General features: G+C 66.5%; 16 protein-coding genes. 12 read left to right on the top strand and 4 right to left on the bottom strand.

Annotated elements, in window-relative coordinates; all coding sequences use genetic code 11:
- Together H8R02_RS25985 and H8R02_RS25980 are read left to right on the top strand one after the other, a co-directional pair.
- Nucleotides 1-930 (top strand): serine/threonine-protein kinase, encoded by a 930-nt coding sequence (locus tag H8R02_RS25985; protein ID WP_187084422.1) that lies wholly within the window; start codon nucleotides 1-3, stop codon nucleotides 928-930.
- 96 nt (nucleotides 931-1,026) lie between these two features.
- Nucleotides 1,027-1,977 carry an IS481 family transposase gene (locus H8R02_RS25980; RefSeq protein WP_187084421.1) on the top strand — a complete coding sequence of 317 codons (951 nt, stop codon included), beginning with the start codon at nucleotides 1,027-1,029 and terminating at the stop codon, nucleotides 1,975-1,977.
- A 1-nt stretch (nucleotide 1,978) separates the two neighbouring features.
- Here H8R02_RS25980 and H8R02_RS25975 read toward each other — a convergent pair whose 3' ends face one another.
- The 4 genes from H8R02_RS25975 to H8R02_RS25960 are packed head-to-tail and all read right to left on the bottom strand — an operon-like array spanning nucleotide 1,979 to nucleotide 7,466.
- On the bottom strand, nucleotides 1,979-3,541 hold the full coding sequence (locus tag H8R02_RS25975) for an AMP-binding protein (protein WP_187084420.1): 1,563 nt from the start codon (nucleotides 3,539-3,541) through the stop codon (nucleotides 1,979-1,981).
- Complete coding sequence (locus H8R02_RS25970; RefSeq protein ID WP_187084419.1) at nucleotides 3,541-5,541, bottom strand: TRAP transporter permease; 2,001 nt, start codon at nucleotides 5,539-5,541, stop codon at nucleotides 3,541-3,543. The genes H8R02_RS25975 and H8R02_RS25970 overlap by 1 nt, the downstream gene beginning before the upstream one ends.
- Nucleotides 5,542-6,495, bottom strand: a complete 954-nt coding sequence (locus H8R02_RS25965) for a TAXI family TRAP transporter solute-binding subunit (protein ID WP_187084418.1) — start codon at nucleotides 6,493-6,495, stop codon at nucleotides 5,542-5,544.
- A 59-nt stretch (nucleotides 6,496-6,554) separates the two neighbouring features.
- Entirely contained in the window at nucleotides 6,555-7,466 is a 912-nt protein-coding gene (locus H8R02_RS25960) for a LysR substrate-binding domain-containing protein (RefSeq protein WP_187084417.1), read from the bottom strand.
- Nucleotides 7,467-7,560: 94 nt separating this feature from the next.
- Here H8R02_RS25960 and H8R02_RS25955 point away from each other — a divergent pair, with 94 nt between their 5' ends.
- From H8R02_RS25955 to H8R02_RS25910, 10 genes are all read left to right on the top strand, one after another.
- Nucleotides 7,561-8,250: a substrate-binding domain-containing protein gene (locus tag H8R02_RS25955; protein ID WP_187084416.1), complete on the top strand. Its 690-nt coding sequence runs from the start codon at nucleotides 7,561-7,563 to the stop codon at nucleotides 8,248-8,250.
- Nucleotides 8,251-8,268: 18 nt separating this feature from the next.
- Complete coding sequence (locus H8R02_RS25950) at nucleotides 8,269-9,303, top strand: amidohydrolase family protein (protein ID WP_187084415.1); 1,035 nt, start codon at nucleotides 8,269-8,271, stop codon at nucleotides 9,301-9,303.
- 1 nt (nucleotide 9,304) lies between these two features.
- Nucleotides 9,305-9,988, top strand: a complete 684-nt coding sequence (gene ligK / locus H8R02_RS25945; protein ID WP_187084414.1) for a 4-carboxy-4-hydroxy-2-oxoadipate aldolase/oxaloacetate decarboxylase — start codon at nucleotides 9,305-9,307, stop codon at nucleotides 9,986-9,988.
- Nucleotides 9,989-9,990: 2 nt separating this feature from the next.
- Nucleotides 9,991-10,899 carry an amidohydrolase family protein gene (locus tag H8R02_RS25940; RefSeq protein ID WP_187084413.1) on the top strand — a complete coding sequence of 303 codons (909 nt, stop codon included), beginning with the start codon at nucleotides 9,991-9,993 and terminating at the stop codon, nucleotides 10,897-10,899.
- Between the two features lie 2 nt (nucleotides 10,900-10,901).
- The gene (gene ligA, locus H8R02_RS25935) at nucleotides 10,902-11,276 is read left to right on the top strand and encodes a protocatechuate 4,5-dioxygenase subunit alpha (protein ID WP_187084412.1); all 375 of its coding nucleotides are present in this window, start codon (nucleotides 10,902-10,904) and stop codon (nucleotides 11,274-11,276) included.
- Nucleotides 11,277-11,280: 4 nt separating this feature from the next.
- Nucleotides 11,281-12,135 carry a class III extradiol dioxygenase subunit beta gene (locus tag H8R02_RS25930; RefSeq protein WP_187084411.1) on the top strand — a complete coding sequence of 285 codons (855 nt, stop codon included), beginning with the start codon at nucleotides 11,281-11,283 and terminating at the stop codon, nucleotides 12,133-12,135.
- The gene (locus tag H8R02_RS25925) at nucleotides 12,136-13,086 is read left to right on the top strand and encodes a Gfo/Idh/MocA family oxidoreductase (protein ID WP_187084410.1); all 951 of its coding nucleotides are present in this window, start codon (nucleotides 12,136-12,138) and stop codon (nucleotides 13,084-13,086) included.
- Between the two features lie 134 nt (nucleotides 13,087-13,220).
- A complete protein-coding gene (locus tag H8R02_RS25920; protein ID WP_187084409.1) occupies nucleotides 13,221-14,153 on the top strand; it encodes a hypothetical protein in 933 nt (310 codons plus the stop codon).
- 37 nt (nucleotides 14,154-14,190) lie between these two features.
- Nucleotides 14,191-15,192, top strand: coding sequence for an aldo/keto reductase (locus H8R02_RS25915; RefSeq protein ID WP_187084408.1), 1,002 nt, complete (start codon nucleotides 14,191-14,193; stop codon nucleotides 15,190-15,192).
- A gap of 94 nt (nucleotides 15,193-15,286) precedes the next feature.
- Complete coding sequence (locus H8R02_RS25910; RefSeq protein WP_187084407.1) at nucleotides 15,287-16,312, top strand: ABC transporter substrate-binding protein; 1,026 nt, start codon at nucleotides 15,287-15,289, stop codon at nucleotides 16,310-16,312.

Genomic DNA, 16,312 nt, shown 5'->3' with positions numbered 1-16,312 from the left:
ATGGACCCGACCGAAACCGGCGCGGTGATCGCGCACAGGTACCGCGTGCGCTGCCTGCTGGGCGCGGGCGGCATGGCAGACGTGGTGGCGGCCGACGACCTGGAAACCGGCGAGACGGTTGCGGTGAAGCTGCTGCGCGAGCCGCTCGAAGGCACCGCGATGGACCGCCGCGTGATGCAGGAGCTGCTGGCGGCTGCGCGCGTATCGCACCCCAACCTCGTGCCCATCGCGGACTTCGGCATCGCGGTGGAGAGCCGGCGGCTCTTCATCGTGATGGAGCTGCTGGTCGGCGAGGACCTCGCCGGCGTGCTGCACCGCCGCGGCCGGGTGGAGCCGGGCTGGATCCTGCCGCTGTTCTGCGAGGCGCTGGACGGCCTGGACGAAGTGCATCGCAGCGGCATCGTGCACAAGGACATCAAGCCGGCCAACCTGTTCCTCGACCGCAAGTCGCCCGAGCGGCCGCGCCTGCGCGTGACGGACTTCGGCATCGCGCGGCACACGCAGCGCGCGTCCATCACGCAGACCGGCGCTTTCGCGTGCACGCCGCGCTATGCGGCGCCCGAGTACATCGTCGATGGCGAGGCCACGCCGGCGTCCGACGTCTACCAGATGGCGCTGGTGCTGGCCGAGTCTCTTTTCGGTTGGGCGATGGTCGCGGGCGGGCCGGTGTTCGACGTGATGAACGCCCACTTGCGCGGCCAGCTGCGCCTGCCGCCCGGGCTGTTCACCAGCCCCATCGGCAAGGTGCTGGCGCGTGCGCTGTCGCGCGACCCGGTGCATCGCTTCTCGAGCGCGCGTGAGTTCGCCGCGGTGCTGCGCGGCATCGACCCCGAGGCAGCCGCAGCGGCGATCGAGCTGCACGGCGCCATGTACAGGCGCGATCTCGTGTCGATGCCGATGCCGCTGGAAGGCTCCGTGGTGGCGTTCTAGCTGTGAAGGTCCAATAGGTTGTATCTGTTCATCTGAGTTGAGTTTGAGAGACTGGGAATCGCCAAACACCCAAACCTCTCAGAGGAACTCAACCAGATGAACATTCATAAGAATGCCAGACTGAGCTTGGCTCGTCGCATTGAAATGGTCCAGGACATCACGCTGCGCGGCCTGAGCGTCTGCGAGGCTGCTGCGTTGCACGGGGTGACTGCCCCCACCGCTCGAAAGTGGCTTGGCCGCTTCCTGGCAGTGGGCGAGTCGGGGCTGGTCGACGCTTCGAGCCGACCGACGGTGTCGCCTCGAGCGATCGGGCCGGCCAAGGCCTTGGCGATCGTGGAGCTGCGCCACAAGCGACTGACTCAGGCTCGTATCGCGATCGCCGTGGGCGTCTCCAGGAGCACGGTCTCGCGGATTTTGGCCCGCGCCGGGCTATCGCACCTGGCCGATCTGCAGCCGGCCGAGCCGGTCGTGCGTTACGAGCACGAGGCCCCTGGGGACATGCTTCACATCGACACCAAACGGCTCGGCCGCATCGAGCGGCCCTCGCACCGCGTCACCGGCGATCGCCGCGACAGCGTGGAAGGCGCGGGCTGGGAAATGCTGTTCGTGGCCGTGGACGACCACGCACGCATCGCCTTCACCGACATGCACCCGGACGAGAAGTGGCCGCAGGCCGTTCAGTTCCTTCGCAACGCCGTGGCCTACTTCGCAAGCCTGGGCGTGACGGTTCGGCGCGTGCTGACCGACAACGGCTCGCCCTTCCGCTCCAAGCAGTTTGCCCAGACCTGCGCCGAGCTGGGGATCCGCCACAAGTTCACTCGTGCCTACCGGCCGCAGACCAATGGCAAGGCCGAGCGATTCATCCAGTCCGCCTTGCGTGAATGGGCCTACGGGTTCACGTACCAGCACTCCAGCGAGCGCTCGGCCGCTCTGGATCACTGGAATCACCATTACAACTGGCACCGCCCTCATCAGGGAATCGGTGGCGCTGCACCCATGTCTCGGCTCAGCAAGTCAAGAAACAACCTCTTGACACTTCACATCTAGCTCACACGATGCGGGAGCCGCGGCCCGCCCAATAAGGCTCGCGCAGCTTCGTCTTGTAAAGCTTGCCCGTGGGCAGCCGCGGCAGCTGCTCGGTGAAGTCGATCGACTTCGGGCACTTGTGGCGGGCGAGGTTGGCGTGGCAGAAGTCCATCAGCTCGCGCTCCAGCGCAGGGCCGAACTGCACGCCGGCCAGGGGTTCGACCACCGCCTTCACCTGCTCGCCGAGGTCGTCGTCTGGGATGCCGAACACCGCCGCGTCGCCCACCTTGGGGTGCGTGATGAGCAGGTTCTCGGTTTCCTGCGGGTAGATGTTGACGCCGCCGGAGATGATCATGAAGCTCGCGCGGTCGGTGAGGTACAGGAAACCGTCCTCGACGTAACCCACGTCGCCCACGGTCGTGAGCACGCCGTCGGGCGAGAACGCGGCCTTCGTGCGCTCGGGGTCGTTGAAGTACTCGAACACGTTCGCCGGCTTGAACCAGATCTGTCCGGGCTCGCCCTTGGGCACCGGCTGCATGGCCGCGTCGAGGATGTGCATGTCGCCCAGCAGCACGCGGCCCACCGTGCCCTTGTGCGCGAGCCACTCCTGGCTGTCGCAGGCGGTGAAGCCCAGGCCTTCGGTGGCGCCGTAGTACTCGTGGATGATCGGGCCCCACCACTGGATCATCTGCTCCTTCACCGGCACGGGGCAAGGCGCGGCGGCGTGCACAGCGATCTTCAGCGACGACAGGTCGTACGCGTGGCGCATCGCCAGCGGCAGCTTGAGCATGCGCGAGAACATCGTGGGCACCAGCTGCGTGTGCGTGATGCGGTAGCGCTCCACGAGGCGCAGGTAGTCCTCGGCTTCGAAGCGTTCCATCACCACCACCGTGCCGCCGGCGCGGATCGCGACGCCGACGTTGGCCACCGGTGCGGCGTGGTACAGCGGCGCGGGCGAGAGGTAGCGCATGCCGTCCTCGGCACGCCACAGCTTGGCGAGGAACAGCGACAGCGGGTGCGCCTGCTCGGGCGGCTGGTCGGGCATGGGGCGCAGCACGCCCTTGGGCCGGCCCGTGGTGCCCGACGAGTACAGCATCGCGCCGCCGAGCGACTCGTCGGCCACGGGCGCCGAAGGGTAGTCGCGCAGCGTCTCTTCGTAGCCGCGAACCTTGCACTCGCCCACCTGCGTGACCTCGCCCGCGCCACCCACCACGACGCACTCCGTGATGCGCTGGCACTCGGGCAAAGCGGCCCGCGCCACCTCGAACTTCGCGGCCGTCGTGACAAGCACCCGCGACATGCTGTTGTTCAGGATGTAGGCAAGCTCGCCCGCCGTCAGGTAGGAGTTGATGCAGGTGTAATAGAGCCCGGAGCGCTCGCCCGCCGCGCAGCCCTCGACGAACTCGATGCAGTTCTCCATGAAGATGGAGAAGTGGTCGCCGCGCGCCAAGCCCTGCGCGCGCAGGTGGTGCGCGAGCTGGTTGCTGCGCGCGTCCAGCTCCGCGTACGTGATGCCGATGCCCGTGCCGGCCATCACCACGGCGAGACGGTCCGGGGACTGCCGTGCGATGGCGCCTGGGTACATCAGGTCTCCTTGCTGGGTAACGGTGCGTCCACGGCGGCCCGCCGCAGGTACTGCATGGCCACCGCAACCACCGCCAGTGTGATGCCGACGAGGTCGGCAAGCAAGGTGGGGTACACAAGCGCGAAGCCCGCGGCAATGAACAGCACGCGTTCGGTCGGCGTCGTCTTGCGCAGCGCCCAGCCCTGGAAGCCCGCCGCGAGCGACGCGATGCCGATGGCGGCGGTGATCGTCACTTCGGCGATGGACCACCAGTTCGCCGCCGCCAGTGCCTTGGCCGAGCCCATGAGCAGCAGCCCCTGCCCGCTCGTGTCCAGCACGAACATGAAGGGCACGAGGAAGGCCGGCACGGTGTACTTCCAGCACTGCATTGTCGTCTTGTACGGGTCGCCGCCGGTGATGGCCGCCGCCGCGAAGGGCGACAGGGCCGTCGGCGGCGACACCTCGGACAGCACCGCGTAATAGAAGATGAACATGTGCGCCGCGAACCCCGGCACGCCCAGCTTGATGAGCGCGGGGGCCGCGATCACGGCGCAGATGATGTACGAGGCCGTCACGGGCACCGCCAGCCCGACGATCCACACGACCAGCGACGTGAAGATCGCGGTGAGCAGCAGCGAGCCGCCCGCATAGTCGATCACGATGGTGCTGAACTTCAGCCCCAGGCCCGTGAGCGTGACCACGCCCACGATGATGCCGGCGCCGGCGCAGGTGGCGCCCACGTTCAGCATGCCGATGGAGCCGCCCTCCATGGCTTTCGTGAACGGCATGTCCAGCAGCTTGCGCCACATCGGGCCGGGCGCAGTGAACAGGTCGTACGGGATGAGCGTGGTGTCGCGCCGCAGCAGGCTCGTGACGAGCGACACCACCGTCGCCCAGAACACCGACAGCACCGGCGAGAAACCCCACATCATGAAGACGACGATGGAGACCAGCGACAGGAAGTGGAACCAGTACTTGCGCGTGAGCGACCACACGCCTTCCACCTTCTCGAAGACCACGTTGCCCATGCCGAACTTGCGCGCGTCGATCTCCACCATCAGGAACAGCGCGAAATAGAAAAGCAGCGTGGGGATCGTCGCCATCAACAGCACGTCGATGTACGAGATCTTCAGGAACTCGGCGATCAGGAAGGCCGCGGCACCGAGCACGGGCGGCGAGATGATGGCGCCGAGGCCGCCCGCGGCAAGCAGGCCGCCGGCGGCGTTCTTCTCGTAGCCCACCTTCGCGAGCATCGGGTACGCGACCGAACCCAGCGTCACCGTCGTCGCCACGCCCGAGCCCGACGGGCCACCGAGCAGGAAGGACGCCAGCACCACTGTGCGCCCCGCACCGGTCGGCTTGCCACCCATCGCGGAGAACGAGAAGTCGATGTAGAACTTGCCCGCCTGCGAGTACTGCAGGAAGGCACCGAAAATGGTGAACAGGATGATGAGCGAGGACGACACGTCCACCGCCGGGCCGAAGATGCCCTCCAGCGTCATGTACATCACGCCGACGAGGCGCGGGATCTCGTAGCCCTTGTGCGTCCACGGCGCGGGCAGCCACGGGCCGGCGAGCGCGTAGACGATGAACGCGCCGGTGATCACCGGCATGATCCACCCGTTGGTGCGGCGCATCGCCTCCATCACGAGCACGATGAGCGCGATGCCGAACACCACGTCCCACTTCTCGGGCGAGGTGTTGCGGTCGGTGAAGTCGTCGCCGCCGTAGATGGCGTACGCGGCAATGGCGACGGCGAGCAGCGCGGCGACCCAATCCCACCACATGATGCGGTGGCGGTAGCGCTGCGCGATGGGGAAGACGAGGAAGCAGAGGAACAGCACGAACGCCACGTGGATGTACCGCAGCGTCTGCGTGGGGACGATGGCGTAGGCCGTGTAGAGGTGGAACGCCGACATCGCCACGGCGGCCAGCGTGATGAAGACGGCGATGGCGCCGCGAAACTTGTTCGCCGCGCCCTCCTCCTGCTCGATGAATTCTTCGGCCTTGGCGAGATCCACTTAGTTGACCTTGATGCCTTTTTCAGCGAAGTACTTCAGCGCGCCCGCATGGAACGGCACCGGCGTGGCGTTGGCCTTCTGGTTCTCCAGCTTGAAGTTCTCGGCCTCCTTGTGCACCGCCACCAGGTCCGCCTTCTTCTCGAAGATGGTCTTGACGATGTCGTAGGCCGTCTTCTCGCTCATGCTCTCGTGCGCGACGAGGATGTTCATCACGGTGGCCTGCTTGTTGTCCACCGTCATGCCGGCGTACACGCTCTTCGGGATCGTGTCCTCGATATAGAGGTTGCCGTACTTCTTGTTCATCGCCGCGACCAGGTCGGCGTGGTCGATCATCCTGATCTTCGTGCCCGGCGTGCTGGCCAGGTCCTGCACGGACGCGGTGGGCAGGCCGCCCACCCAGAAGAACGCGTCAATCTTGCCGTCCTTGATGGCGTTGACGGACTCGGCGACGCCCAGGCGCTCGCGCTTCATGTCCTTGTCCTTGTCCATGCCGGCCGCCTCGATCAGGCGGAAGGCCATCACCTCGGTGGCGCTGCCGGGCGAGCCGGTGGACACACGCTTGCCCTTGAGGTCGGCGAACTTGTTGATGCCCTTGCCCTCGACCGACACCACGTGCATGCGGTTGGGGTACAGCACGGCCAGCGTCTTGAGCGGCACCTTGTGGCTCTTGAACTTGTCCTCGCCGCGCAATGCGTCCTGCGCCGCGTCGGCCATCGAGAAGGCCACGTAGGGCTTGCCGCTGTCGACCAGCTTGAGGTTGTCCACCGAGCCGCCGGTGACTTCGGCCGTGGCCTGCATGCCGGACACGTACTTGGACAGGGCCGCCGCGAGGCCGCCGCCGAGCGGGTAGTACACCCCGCCCGTGCCGCCTGTGGCGATGGAGATGTTCTGGGCTGATGCGGCGAGGGCGAGGCCTGCCGCGGCTGCGAGGATGAGCGACTTGAGGAACTTCATCGGGGGTTGTCTCCTTGTGCGGGCAAGTGTTGGCACACCAACCCGGCACGAACAGAGGGTCAACCCCGAGCCACCACCGTGGGGGTTATCTTTTGGATCAATTCCAGCGCCGCCTTCTGCACCGGCGTGGCCGGCCGCTGCAGGCTTGTGGCCAGCGACAGCGGGATGCGCAGCGGCGGCTCGCCGATCTGCTGCGCGGTGTAGGCCGAAGGGCGCGGCGAGTTGAGGAGCGCGTTGCGCGAGAGGATCGCGGCGCCGGCGCCGTCGAGAACGAGGTCGAGGATGGCCGACACGCCCTCGATCTCCAGCGCCACGTTGGGTTTGAGGCCCGCGTCGGCGAGAGCGGATTCGAGATGCATGCGGATCGCGTTGGGCCGCGCAGGGATCACGAGCGGGACCTGCGCCAGCTCCTGCAGGGTCACGGGCCCGGGCGGCGGGTCCTCGTGCAACCCGCGCGGGCGCGCACGAACGAGAAGCAGGTCCTCATCGATCAGCGGCGTGATGTCCATCTCGCGCGAAGGCTGCGCGTTGTACAGCACCACGATGTCCATGCGGCCGCTCACCAGGCTCTCCTGCAGGCTGCCCGACATGCCCTCGCTGATGGAGAGGCGCGCATCGGGCATCTGCTCGCGAAAGGCCCGGGTCAGCGGCACGGCCAGCACGCGCGCCACGCTGCTGGGCAGGCCCACGGCCACGCGGCCGGAGATGCCGCCGCGCAGGCGGCCGAGGTCGTCGCGCGCGCGCTGCACCTGGTGCAGGATGCCCCGGCCATGGTCCAGCAGCACCTTGCCCGCCTCGGTGGGGATAGCGCCGCGGCCGTTGCGCACGAGCAGCGTCTGGCGCAACTCCACCTCCAGCAGGCGCACCTGGCGGCTCAGGGCGGGCTGGGCCACGTCCAGTTCCAGGGCCGCACGCGTGAAACTGCCGAGCTCCGCCACGCGTACGAAATATTCAAGCTGCTTGAGGTCCATTGCTATACCTGCGCCCGGATTATGCTGAATTGCTATAGCTGCTAGAGGCAGCGCGGTCTTCTGGCAGCGTGGGGGCCTGACCACAATCCCCGGCATGACAACCGTGCTGCGCGGCATCTCCTCCATGGCCACCCGGCAGGTGCTGGCCGAACTCGCGGCGGCTTATGAGAAGAAGGCGGGCTGCGCGCTGCTCGTGGAATCGGTCGGCGGCGTGGACGCGGCCAGGCGCGTGCAGGCCGGCGAGTCGTTCGACGTGGTGTTCCTCGCCTCCGATGCCATCGACAAGCTGGTCGCCGCGGGCAAGGCCGTGGCGGGCAGCAAGGTGGACCTGGTGCGCTCCGGCGTCGCTGTCGCCGTGAAGGCCGGTGCGCCGAAGCCCGATCTCTCCAGCGAAGACGCCCTGAAGAAAGCCGTGCTCGCCGCTCCCACCATCGGCTATTCGACGGGCCCGAGCGGCGTGGCGCTGATGCAGCTCTTCGAGCGCTGGGGCATCGCCGAAGAACTGCAAAGCCGCATCGTGCAGGCGCCCCCCGGCGTGCCGGTGGGCACGCTGGTGGCGCGCGGCGAAGTGGCGCTGGGCTTCCAGCAGCTGGCCGAGCTGATCCACCTGCAAGGCATCGACATCGTGGGCCCCATGCCCGATGCGGTGCAGATCACCACCATTTTTTCCGGCGCGGCCTGCACCGCGTCGCCCCAGCCCGGCGAAGTGCGCGAACTGCTGGCTTTCATGGCATCGCCCGAAGCGGCGGACGCCAAGCGCCGGCAGGGCATGGAACCCGCTTGAATTCGAGAAAGACAACCCATGAGCCTCATCATCGATTGCCACGGCCACTACACCACGGCGCCCAAGCAGCTGGAGGACTGGCGCAACCAGCAGGTCGCCGGCATCAAGGACCCGGCGAAGATGCCCAAGGTCGCGGACCTGAAGATCAGCGACGACGAGCTGCGCGAATCCATTGCCAACAACCAGCTGCGCCTGATGAAGGAGCGCGGCAACGACATGACGCTGTTCTCGCCGCGCGCGAGCTTCATGGCGCACCACATCGGCGACTTCAACGTGTCCAGCACGTGGGCGGCGATCTGCAATGAGCTCTGCTATCGCGTGTCGAAACTGTTCCCGGACAACTTCGTGCCGGTGGCGATGCTGCCGCAATCGCCCGGGGTGGACCCGAAGACCTGCATCCCCGAGATGGAGAAGTGCATCGAGGAATACGGGGCGGTCGGCATCAATCTCAACCCTGATCCTTCCGGCGGCCACTGGAATTCCCCGCCGCTCACCGACAGGCACTGGTACCCCATCTACGAGAAGATGGTGGAGTACGACGTGCCGGCGATGATCCACGTCTCCACGTCCTGCAACGCCTGCTTCCACACGACCGGCGCGCACTACATCAATGCCGACACCACGGCGTTCATGCAGCTGATCCAGGGCGACTTATTCAAGGACTTCCCGCAGCTGCGCTTCATCATCCCGCACGGCGGCGGCGCGGTGCCCTACCACTGGGGCCGCTACCGGGGCCTCGCGCAGGAGATGAAGAAGCCGCTGCTGGACACGCACGTGATGAACAACGTGTACTTCGACACCTGCGTGTACCACCAGCCGGGCATCGACCTGCTCAACAAGGTGATCCCGGTGAAGAACGTGTTGTTCGCCTCCGAGATGATCGGCGCGGTGCGCGGCATCGACCCGCAGACGGGCAACTACTACGACGACACCAAGCGCTACATCGATGCCAGCACGCAGCTGTCGGCCGAGGACAAGCAGGCGATCTTCGAAGGCAACACGCGGCGCGTGTACCCGCGGCTGGATGCGCGACTGAAATCGCAGGGGAAATAGCATGTACGAGATCGGCGTCGTCTATCGCAACATCCAGCGCGCGGACCCGGAAGTCGCGGACCGCCTGGGCGCATTCGGTTCAGCCACGGTGCACGAGGCCATGGGCCGCGTGGGGCTGATGAACACCTACATGCGGCCGATCTTTCGCGGCGAGCCGGTGTCGGGCACCGCGGTCACCGTGCTGCTGCAGCCGGGGGACAACTGGATGATGCACGTGGTGGCGGAGCAGATCCAGCCGGGGGACATCGTCGTCGCCGCGGTGACGGCGCCCTGCACCGATGGGTACTTCGGTGACCTGCTGGCCACTTCTTTCAAGGCTCGCGGCGCCCGTGCTTTGGTCATCGATGCGGGTGTGCGTGACACGCGCACGCTGGAGGAGATGAAGTTCCCGGTGTGGAGCAAGGCGATCAGCTCGAAGGGCACCGTGAAGGCGACGCTCGGCTCCGTCAACATTCCGGTCGTGTGCGCCGAGGCACTGGTGCATCCCGGCGACGTGATCGTCGCCGATGACGACGGCGTGGTGTGCGTACCCGCCGCCATGGCGAAGAAGACGCTGGACGCCGCAGCCGCGCGCGAAGCCAACGAAGGCGACAAGCGCAACAAGCTCGCGGCCGGCACGCTCGGCCTGGACATGTACAAGATGCGCGAGCCGCTGGAAAAAGCCGGCCTGCGCTACATCGATTGACCATGAAATTCGAAAAGACACCCGGCTGGCTGGACTGGTATGCGGGACCAAGCAAGCCCAGGTTCAAGCTGCCCCCCGGCAGCGTCGACGCCCACTGCCACGTCTTCGGCCCCGGCGAGCAGTTCCCATTCGCACCCGAGCGCAAGTACACCCCTTGCGACGCCAGCAAGGAGCAACTCTTCGCCCTGCGCGACCACCTCGGCTTCGACAAGAACGTGATCGTGCAGGCCACCTGCCACGGCGCCGACAACCGCGCGCTGATCGACGCGCTGAAGTCGTCCAACGACAAGGCGCGCGGCGTGGTGACGGTGAAGCGCTCCGTCAACGACAACGAACTGCAGGAGATGAACGCCGCGGGCGTGCGCGGCGTGCGCTTCAACTTCGTCAAGCGCCTCGTCGACTTCACGCCGAAGGACGAGCTGATGGAGATCGCCGCGCGCATCGCGCCGCTCGGCTGGCACGTGGTGATCTATTTCGAGGCGGTGGACCTGCCGGAACTGTGGGACTTCTTCACCGCGTTGCCGACGACGGTGGTGGTGGACCACATGGGCCGGCCCGACGTGACGAAGCCGGTCGACGGCCCGGAGTTCGAGCTGTTCCTCAAGTTCATGCGCGAACACGCCAACGTGTGGAGCAAGGTGAGCTGCCCCGAGCGCCTTTCCGTCAGCGGGCCGCCCGCATTGAACGGCGAGCAGAACGCCTACCGCGACGTCGTGCCCTTCGCGCGCAAGGTCGTGGAGACCTTCCCCGACCGCGTTCTGTGGGGCACCGACTGGCCGCACCCGAACCTGAAGAACCACATGCCCGACGACGGCCTGCTGGTGGACTTCATCCCGCACATCGCGACGACGCCCGAGCTGCAGAAGAAGCTGCTCGTGGACAACCCGACGCGCCTTTACTGGGGAGCCTGACCATGCCCCTCGACAAACCGTACAAGAACGTCCCCGGCACCACGATCTTCGACGCCGAGCAAAGCCGCATGGGCTACTGGCTCAACCAGTTCTGCATGTCGCTGATGAAGGCGGAGAACCGAGACCGCTTCAAGAAGGACGAGCGCGCGTACCTCGACGAATGGCCGATGACCGAAGACCAGAAGCAGGCCGTGCTCGCGCGCGACCTGAACCGCTGCATCCAGCTCGGCGGCAACATCTATTTCCTGGCCAAGATCGGCGCGACCGACGGCAAGAGCTTCCAGCAGATGGCGGGCAGCATGACGGGCATGAGCGAAGAGGAATACCGCAACATGATGATCGGCGGCGGCCGCGACCCGAAATGGGGAAGAAAGTAAACCGATGGCACGCATCACCGCATCCGTCTACACCTCGCACGTGCCGGCCATCGGCGCGGCGATGGACCTGAAGAAGACCGAGGAGCCGTACTGGCAGAGGGTCTTCTCGGGCTACGAGTTCTCGCGCCGGTGGCTGCAGGAGAACAAGCCCGACGTCGTGTTCCTCGTGTTCAACGACCACGCGACGGCGTTCAGCCTGGAGATGATCCCGACCTTTGCGATCGGCACGGCCGCGCACTACAAGGTGGCCGACGAGGGCTGGGGCCCGCGCCCCGTGCCCGACGTGGAAGGCGCGCCGGACCTCGCGGCGCACATCGCGCAGTCGGTGATCCAGCAGGACTTCGACCTCACCATCGTCAACAAGATGGACGTGGACCACGGCCTGACCGTCCCGCTGTCGCTGATGTGCGGCGAGCCGAAGCAGTGGCCGTTCAAGGTGATCCCGTTCGCCGTCAACGTGGTGCAGTACCCGGTGCCCAGCGGCATGCGCTGCTTCAAGCTGGGCCAGGCCATCCGCAAGGCCATCGAGAGCTTCGACGAAGACCTCAACGTGCAGATCTGGGGCACGGGCGGCATGAGCCACCAGTTGCAGGGCCCACGCGCGGGCCTGATCAACCGCGAGTGGGACAACCGCTTCCTCGACCGGCTCATCGACGAACCCGAAGAGCTGGCCAAGGTGCCGCATATGGAATATGTGGAGGAAGCCGGCAGCGAGGGCATCGAGCTCGTGATGTGGCTCATCGCGCGCGGGGCGATGGCTGACGTCGCGGGCGGCGCGAAGCCCGAGCTGAAGCACCGCTTCTATCACGTGCCCGCGTCCAACACGGCCGTGGGCCACCTGATCCTGGAGAACACATAAATGAAGAACATCCGCATCGCACTCGCGGGCGCCGGCGCCTTCGGCCAGAAGCACCTCGACGGCTTGAAGCTCATCGACGGTGTCGAAGTGACGTCGCTGATCGGCCGCGAACTCGACAAGACGCAGGATGTGGCCAAGAAATACGGCATCGGCCACGCCACCACCAACCTCGACGAGACGCTTCAGCGCGCCGACGTCGATGCAGTGATCCTCTGCACGCCGACGCAGATGCACGCGACCCAGGCCATCGCGTGCCTCAACGCCGGCAAGCACGTGCAGGTCGAGATCCCGCTTTGCGACAACCTCGCCGACGGCCGCCACGTGGTGGAAGCCCAGCAGAAGACCGGCCTGGTCGCCATGTGCGGCCACACGCGCCGCTTCAACCCCAGCCACCAGTTCGTGCACAAGAAGATCCAGGCGGGCGAGTTCAACATCCAGCAGATGGACGTGCAGACGTACTTCTTCCGCCGCACGAACATGAACGCGCTGGGCCAGCCGCGCAGCTGGACGGACCACCTGCTGTGGCACCACGCCGCGCATACCGTGGACCTGTTCCAGTACCAGACCGGCAGCCGCGTCGTCAAAGCCAACGCGGTCCAGGGCCCGATCCACCCGGTGCTCGGCATCGCCATGGACATGAGCATCCAGCTCAAGGCCGAGAACGGCGCCATCTGCACCCTGTCGCTGAGCTTCAACAACGAAGGGCCGCTGGGCACCTTCTTCCGCTACATCGGCGACACGGCGACGTACATTGCGCGCTACGACGACCTCTTCAACGGCAAGGAAGAGAAGCTCGACGTGTCGAAGGTGGACGTGTCCATGAACGGCATCGAGCTGCAGGACCGCGAGTTCGTGGCGGCCATCCGCGAGGGCCGCGAGCCCAACGCGAGCGTGCGGCAGGTACTGCCGTGCTACGAGGTGCTGGACCAGCTGGAAAAGCAGTTGGCCTGAAGGCCGGCCTGAGCAATTTTCAACAGGTACATCGCTGATTTGTAAGTACGTTGAACTCCGGCGCGTAGGAGCCCTCCTACCCGCTTGCGCGTAGGAACGCTCCTACTCGCAGCTGTCCAAGGAGTCACGTACAGATGTTCAAGCGCGCCGCCGCTGCCCTGCTCGCCACTGCCGCCCTCGTCCCCGCGTTCGGGGCGCCGGCCAACACGTTCGACCGGGACATGAACACCATGTGGGAAGTGCTCTGGCACCAGAGCGGCACGGCCACGCGGCTCGTGCGCTGGGAAAAGGACCTGCAGGTGCGCGTGATCGGCCCCAACGCCCCCGCGCACCGCGAGCACTCGCTGGAGGCGATCCGCGCCGTGGCCGCGGAGGCCGGCGTGAAGGTAAACGACGTGACCGACCGCGCCGATGCCGCGGAGGTCGCCAACGTGACCTTCGAGGTCGTGCCCAACGACAAGTTGAGCCCGATGCAGCCCTGCCAGACGGGCCTGAATTTCTTCACCGAGAAGGCCATCGAATCCGCCCTGGTCCAGATGCGCGACTCGGACGCGCAGCGCTGCGCCTTCCACGAGGCCATGCACGTCATGGGCGTGCGCGGCCACCCGGAAGGCGAGACGGTGCTGAGCTACTTCACCGCTCACTCGCACAGCCTGCTGCCGCTGGACAAGGCGATGCTGCGCGCCTGGTATTCGCCCAAGGCCAAGGGCGGCATGACGCCCTTCGAGATGCTGCCCATCCTGGCCGACCAGCTGGTGAGCGTGTCGAAGAACAAGGCCGCGGCTTCCGTCCAGCGCGACCGTTTCCTGGCACGCACCGTGCAGGAAATGGAAGCCTTCGCCGATGGCCGCGGCGACGTGCCGGCGATCCTCAAGCGCAGCGGCAAGGTCACCGACAGCGGCATCAAGTTCGGCCGCGTCGAAATGAGCTACTTCCTCGGCGTGGCGTACCAGGAAGGCGCCTGCGTCCAGCGCAGCGAGGCGCAGGCCACCCGCTGGCTGCAGGTGGCCGGAAACATGGGCAGCCGCAGCGCGCAGGCGCGGCTCGCGGGCGCGTCCGGCAGCTGACGCTGCGGCCCGGTGCATGCTGCGAGACAATCGCAGCATGCAAACACGACGAATCGGCCCCTTCGAGGTCTCGTGCCTCGGCATGGGCTGCATGAACCTCAACCACGCCTACGGCGTCCCGCCGCCGCCCGAGCAGGCGGAGCAGGTCATCCTCGCTGCCCTCGACGCGGGCGTCACCCTCTTCGACACCGCCGCCCTCTACGGCATGGGCAGCAACGAGCCGCTGGTGGGCCGTGTGCTCAAGCCGCACCGCCGCAACATCACGCTCGCCAGCAAGGGCGGCATGGCGGCCGTGAAGGGCGAAGACGGCGTCGCACGCCGCGTGATAGACGGCCGGCCCGAAGCCATCGTGCGCGACTGCGAGAACAGCCTGCGCAGCCTGCAGACGGACGTCATCGACGTCTACTACCTGCACCGCTGGGACAAGAAGGTGCCCATCGAGGAAAGCGTCGGCGCGATCAGCCGGCTCGTGGAACAGGGCAAGGTGCGGGCCGTCGGCCTGTCGGAGGTCTCCGCCGGCACCATCCGCAAGGCGCACAAGGTGCACCCCATCGCGGCCGTGCAGACCGAGTACTCGCTGTGGACGCGCAACCCCGAGATCGCGGTGCTCGATGCATGCAAGGAGATCGGCGCCGCCTTCGTCGCCTTCAGCCCGCTGGCGCGCGGCTTCCTCTGCGATGCGGTGCATGACGTCACGGCGTTCGTGCCCAACGACATCCGCCGCGCCATGCCGCGGTTCGCGCCGGACCACTACACCGAGAACCTGAAGCTGCTGCCGCGCTACAAGGCGATCGCGCGCGAGGCCGGCTGCACGCCCGCGCAGCTCGCGCTCGCGTGGCTGCTGCACAAGCGCGCCGACATCGTCCCGATCCCCGGCACGTCGAAGGTGGAGCATCTCACCGAGAACATGAAGGCCGCGGACGTGAAGCTCTCGCCCGACACGATGGCGGCGCTCGAAGAACACGTCAACCAGCGCACCGTGCACGGCAACCGCTACAGCCAGCAGTCGCGTACCGAGGTGGATACCGAGGAGTTCTAGGCAAACTTTCTGCTTCGCAGGAAATTGCCGATGCGGTTGGCATGCGAACGTCCCTAGAGTGGGCTGCATAACAGTCACACGCCAGGAGACAGGCATGAAGAAGTTGTTCGCCGGCTGGGTCATCGCGCTCGTAGGCGCCGCCCATGCCCAGATGGCCCCGTGGGAGAAGCAGCTGTACGACGCGGCGAAGAACGAGAAGCCGATCACCGTCTACACCGCGCACTACAACACCGACGAAGCGCAGGCCCTGTGCGGCGCGTTCGAGAAGAAGTACGCGGGCCTCAAGTGCAACTTCGTGCGCACCACCGCGCAGGTGGCCTTCCAGCGCTTCCAGCAGGACATCGCGGCCAACGCGCCCGTGGCCTCCATCTTCAGCAGCACGGACGTGGGCCATTACGGCGAGCTGAAGAAGAAGGGCCTGCTCATGCCCTACACGCCGCACAACGCGGCCAACATGGTCGACTCGCTCAAGGCCTACAACGACAAGGACGGGCAGTACTGGGTGACGGCCGCGGCGCTGATGCTCCTCACGTACAACACCGCGGAGGTGAAGGAGAGCGAGGCGCCGAAGAACTGGCCCGACCTGCTGGACCCGAAGTGGAAGGGCAAGGTCTCCATCGGCCACCCGGCTTACAGCGGATACGTCGGCACGTGGGTGGTGCTGATGAACAAGCTCTACGGCTGGGACTACTTCAAGAAGCTGGAGAAGAACCAGCCGCAGATCGGCCGCTCGGTGAACGACACGGTGACGATGCTCAACTCGAAGGAGCGTGTCGTCGCCGCCGGGCCGGAAGCGACCACGCTGCTCAGCAAGGACAAGGGCAACCCGCTGGCCGTGGTGTACCCCACCGACGGCGCGCTGCTGATGGTGTCGCCCAGCGGCATCCCGAAGAACGCGCCCTCGCCCAATGCCGCCAAGCTGTACATGGAGTTCCTGCTGTCGAAGGAAGCCGGTGCCGTGCAGGTGCAATCGCACTCGCTCGCCGTGATGAAGGGCGTGCCGCCCGCGCCCGGCGCGAAGGCGCTGGAGCAGATCAAGGTGGTGCGCCCCACCGAGGACGAGATCATCAAGGGCATCCCCGAGGTGAAGGAAAAGTTCCGCGACACCTTCGGGGTCTGA

This window comes from Ramlibacter albus (assembly GCF_014297445.1).
In the GTDB taxonomy this organism is placed as follows: Bacteria; Pseudomonadota; Gammaproteobacteria; order Burkholderiales; family Burkholderiaceae_C; genus Ramlibacter; species Ramlibacter albus.
This window is presented reverse-complemented; position numbering and strand designations above follow the sequence as displayed.